The organism is Rhodopila sp., from assembly GCF_035548235.1.
Lineage (GTDB): Bacteria > Pseudomonadota > Alphaproteobacteria > Acetobacterales > Acetobacteraceae > Rhodopila.
Map to the genome: position 1 here is coordinate 1 of NZ_DASZTJ010000061.1, position 4,951 is coordinate 4,951.

The window sequence follows — 4,951 nt, forward strand, 5'->3', positions numbered from 1 at the left end:
AGCAGCGGGATCAGCACGGCGATGAGCGAGATCGTCAGCGATACGATGGTGAAGCCGATCTGCTCGGCGCCCTTCAAGGCGGCGCGCAGCGGCGGCTCGCCCTCCTCGATATAGCGCGAGATGTTCTCGATCATCACGATCGCGTCGTCGACGACGAATCCCGTCGCGACCGTCAGCGCCATCAACGACAGGTTGTTGAGGCTGAAGCCGCAGAGATACATCGCCCCGAACGTACCGACGAGCGAGAGCGGCACGGAGAGGCTCGGGATGATGGTGGCGCGCACCGTGCGCAGAAAGAGGAAGATCACCAGCACCACCAGCGCCACGGCGAGTGCCAGCTCGAATTCCACGTCGCGCACCGAGGCGCGGATGGTGTTCGTGCGATCGGTCAGCACCGACACGTCGATGCCGGCCGGGAGCGACGCTTGCAATTGCGGCAACAGCGCTTTGATCGTATCGACGACCTGGATAACATTGGCGCCCGGTTGGCGCTGGATGTTGAGAATCACGGCGGGCGTCGCGTTCATCCAAGCGGCGAGCTTGGCGTTCTGCGCGCCATCGACGATCCGGGCGACGTCGGAAAGCCGTACCGGCGCGCCGTCCTTATAGGCGATCACCAGATCGCGATATTCATCGGCCGATTTCAGCTGATCGTTCGAATTGAGGGTGTAAGCGCGGGCGGGGCCATCGAAGCTGCCCTTCGGCGTGTTGACGTTGGCGTTGCCGATCGTGGTGCGCAGATCGTCGATGTTGAGGCCATAGGCCGCAAGCGCGCGCAGATTGGCCTGGATACGCACCGCCGGCCTTTGCCCGCCGTTGATGCTGACGAGGCCCACGCCGGGAAGCTGCGAGATTTTCTGCGCGAGGCGTGTATCCGCCATATCCTCGACCTGAGGCAGGGTCAGCGTGTCCGAGGTCAGCGCCAGTGTCAGGATCGGCGCGTCGGCGGGATTGACCTTGGCATAGATCGGCGGCGCCGGCAGGTCGGAGGGCAACAGGTTGCCGGCGGCGTTGATCGCGGCCTGCACCTCCTGCTCCGCGACGTCGAGGCTCACGTCCAGGCCGAACTGCAGGGTGATCAGCGACGCCCCGGCCGAGGAGGTCGAGAACATCTCGTTCAGGCTGGGCATCTGCCCGAACTGCACCTCCAGCGGCGAGGTGACGGAGGACGTCATCACCTCCGGGCTGGCGCCGGGGTAGAAGGTCTGGACCTGGATGGTGGGATAGTCGACCTCCGGCAGGGCCGAAACCGGCAGGAAGCGGTAGGCGACGAAGCCGACCATCAGGATCGCCGCCATCAGCAGGGTGGTGGCGACCGGACGGAGGATGAACGGGCGGGACGGGCTCATTTCCCTGCCGCGGACCCCGCCTTGGCACCTTTGGTCTGCTCCGGATGAACCCCCGTACGCTCGGTCGCGGCACCCTGCTTCGTCCCCTGCTCAGCCTGGGGCAGTGTCACTTTCGAGCCGTCGCGGAGCCGGTCCGTGCCTTCGGTGACGACGCGGTCGCCGGGCTGAAGGCCGGAGGTCACCGCCTCGTACTGCCCATCGATCGGGCCGACTTTGATCGTCCGTACGGAAACCGTATCGTTGGCGTTGACCACGTACACGAATGTCCCCGGCTCACCCCGCTGCACCGCGGATACCGGCACGCGCACCGTGTCCTTCAGCGTGTTGACCAGCAGGCGGACGTTGACGAACTGATTGGGGATCAGCATCTCGTCCGGATTGTCGAACAGCGCCCGAAGCTTCAGCGTGCCGGTGGTGGTGTCGATCACGTTGTCCAGCGTTGCCAGGTGGCCGGATTCCAGGTGCCTGGTGTTGGTGCGGTCATACGCCTCGGCGTCCAGCACCTGGCCCTTGCGGACTTCCGAAAGAATGTCCGGCAGGTTGTCCTCGGTCACCGAGAACAGCACCGAGATCGGATGCAACTGCGTGATCACGGCGATCCCGGTGGTGCCCGACGCCTGGATGTAGTTGCCCTCATCCACCTGGCGCAGGCCGACCAGCCCATCGATGGGCGAGACGATCCGGCAATAGGACAGGTTCACCTTCGCCGTATCCACCGCGCCCTGATCGGCCTTCACCTGGCCGGCATATTGCTGCACGAGATATTTCTGATCGTCGAGCTGCTGCTGCGCGATCGAATCCTGCCGCCCCAGCGTCTGGTAACGCTTCAAGTCGGTCTGCGCCTGCGCCAGCAGCCCCTGGTCCTTGGCCAGCGTGCCCTCGGCCTGCTCCAGCGCCGCCTGGTAGGGCCTGGGATCGATCTGGGCGAGGAAGTCGCCCTTATGGACCTCCTGCCCCTCCTTGAACCCGATCTCCTGCAACTGGCCGCTGATCTGCGTGTAGACGGTGACGGTGTCCAGGGACGTGACCGTCCCCAACTCGTTGAGGATGATGCGGATGTCGCCCTTGTCGATCGTCGCGAAGCCGACCGGTTGCGGCGCGCCCTGGGCAAAACGATTGGCGTTGCCCGCGCGCCCCGCCGTCGAGGGCTCGCGATGCGCCCACCAGTACCAGCCGCCGCCGATCGCCCCCAGCACCACGAGCGCCAGCAGCGCCCGTCCGAGGCCGGAGCGGCGCTTCGTCGGGCTCCCGGGCTTCGTCGCGGGCGTGTTCGGCTTTGTCCGCTCTCGCTCGACTATCTCATCCATCCGGCGCGCTGCCTTCCGCTGGTGCTCCGTAACAGGCTTCCGGCGATAAAGCGTTCGGACGGCCTACCGCAAGTTCCAAGCCGTCGATGTTACCCGTCGTGCCGCTTGGTTACAGGCCAGTTATATACGGCTCGCGGAGGCGTGAAGAGCGCCGCGGCCATTTGACTCATGCCAAGACCGTGACATGGTGTACGGGACGCGCCCGCGCCTGCAGTCGGGGCGAAGCCCACCCGGACCCGACATGTCGCTCAAAGCCTCTCTTCTGGCCGCCGCCTGGATCGTGATCCCCGTCTGCCTTCGCGCCGCCGTCCCTCAATACGACGTGCAGGTCGTCGCGGCCTATCCCCATGATCCGACAGCTTTCACCGAGGGCTTGTTCTATCGGGACGGCTTCCTGTACGAGGCCACCGGGCAGGTCGGGCAATCCTCCATCCGCAAGGTCGACCTCGCCACCGGCAAGGTCCTCCAGCGCCGTCCGCTTGCTCCTCCCTATTTCGGCGAGGGCATCGTCGCCTGGCGGAACAGGTTGATCGAGCTGACCTGGCAGAACCATGTCGGCTTCGTCTACGACCTGCGGACTTTCAAGCCGCTGTCGCACTTCCCGATCAAGGGGGAAGGCTGGGCGCTGACCCAGGACGGCGCGCGCCTGATCATGAGCGACGGCACCACCGACCTGCGTATCCTGAACCCCGCCACCCTGGTTGAAGCGGGGCGCATCCACGTCACCTGCGACGGCAAGCCGATCCGCAACATAAACGAATTGGAATGGGTCAAGGACGAGGTCTACGCCAACATCTGGGTCACGGATGAGATCGTGCGCATCGACCCCAGGACGGGCGACGTCGTCGGGGCGATTGATCTGGAGAAGCTGGCGGCATGGAACCCCGCCCATCCGCCGGACAAGGTACCCAACGGCATCGCCTATGACGCCGAACACGACCGTCTGTTCGTGACGGGGAAGCTCTGGCCCAAGCTGTACCAGGTCAAGCTCGTGCCCGCGGCGGCCCCCAAGCCCGATATCTGCGCAGCCATTTCCGGGCCGGGGTAATCACGTTTGTGATCGCTGGGTGACCGGAGCGGGGGCGGCGCATTTACCTCCGGCGTGGTATAACAGGGCCGGTGATGCACTCCCGTTTGGACGATCCGCGACCTGGACCTCGGCTGTTGCCGGGTTCCGGCGTCAGATTCCATCTTTGGGCCCCCCGTTGGACACCGGAGCACCGGTCCATCCGACTGGCCATCGAAGGCCGGCCGCCGGCCGAGATGCGGGCGATGGACGACGGCTGGCACGTGGCCGATGTCCCTGACGCCGGCCCCGGGACGCTGTACCGCTTCGTGCTGCCGGACGGGTTGTCGGTGCCTGACCCCGCGTCGCGGTTCCAGCCCCAGGATGTCCACGGACCAAGCGAGGTGGTCGATCCGGATCATTACGTATGGAACGATGCGTCGTGGCACGGCCGTCCTTGGCATGAGGCCGTCATCTACGAGCTGCATATCGGCGCTTTCACCCCGGAAGGCACGTTCCGTGCCGCGATCGGACGTCTGGACCACCTGCAGGTCCTGGGCGTCACCGCGATCGAGATCATGCCGGTCGCCGATTTCCCGGGCACGCGCAACTGGGGATACGACGGCGTGCTGCTCTACGCGCCTGACGCCGCTTATGGCACGCCGGACGACCTGCGGGCGCTCGTCGATGCCGCCCATGCACGCGGGATCATGGTGCTGCTGGACGTCGTCTATAACCATTTCGGCCCCGACGGAAACTACCTGGGCGCCTATGCCCCGCACTTCTTCACCGACCGCCATCAGACGCCGTGGGGCGCCGGCCTGCATTTCGAGACCAAGCCCGTCCGCGACTTCATCATCGGCAACGCCGCCTATTGGCTGACGGATTTCCACCTCGACGGCCTGCGTTTCGACGCCGTCCACGCCATCCAGGATGACAGTGAGCGCCATATCCTGGTGGAAATGGCGGAGCGGCTGCGCGCCTTGCCGTTGAGTCACCCCGTCCACCTGATCCTGGAGAACGAACAGAACCAGGCTAAGCTGCTGGAACGCGGCCTTTACTCCGCGCAGTGGAACGACGACGCGCATCACGTCCTGCACGTCGCCGCGACCGGCGAGGCGGACGGCTACTACGCCGCCTATCGGCCGGAGACCGGACGCCTGGGCCGCACGCTGGCGGAGGGGTTCGGCTTCCAGGGCGAAATGATGGAGTATCGCGGCCATCCGCGGGGGGAACCAAGCGGGCACTTGCCGCCCGAGGCGTTTGTCGCGTTCATCCAGAACCACGAC

Annotated in this window: 4 protein-coding genes; 2 read left to right on the forward strand and 2 right to left on the reverse strand. The window is 65.6% G+C overall.

What is annotated here, in order from left to right:
* Both VHB27_RS05295 and VHB27_RS05300 read right to left on the reverse strand, forming a co-directional pair.
* Positions 1 to 1,349: efflux RND transporter permease subunit (locus VHB27_RS05295; protein WP_325597926.1), on the reverse strand; the 1,349-nt coding region annotated here is incomplete at its 3' end.
* Entirely contained in the window at positions 1,346 to 2,656 is a 1,311-nt protein-coding gene (locus VHB27_RS05300) for an MdtA/MuxA family multidrug efflux RND transporter periplasmic adaptor subunit (protein WP_325597928.1), read from the reverse strand. The genes VHB27_RS05300 and VHB27_RS05295, both read right to left, overlap by 4 nt.
* Before the next feature lie 241 nt (positions 2,657 to 2,897).
* On the opposite strand from VHB27_RS05300, the gene VHB27_RS05305 reads away from it, so the two are divergent.
* Together VHB27_RS05305 and VHB27_RS05310 are read left to right on the forward strand one after the other, a co-directional pair.
* Positions 2,898 to 3,704 (forward strand): glutaminyl-peptide cyclotransferase, encoded by an 807-nt coding sequence (locus VHB27_RS05305; RefSeq protein ID WP_325597930.1) that lies wholly within the window; start codon positions 2,898 to 2,900, stop codon positions 3,702 to 3,704.
* 224 nt (positions 3,705 to 3,928) lie between these two features.
* A partial coding sequence (locus VHB27_RS05310; protein ID WP_325597932.1) for an alpha-amylase family glycosyl hydrolase occupies positions 3,929 to 4,951 on the forward strand: 1,023 nt, incomplete at its 3' end.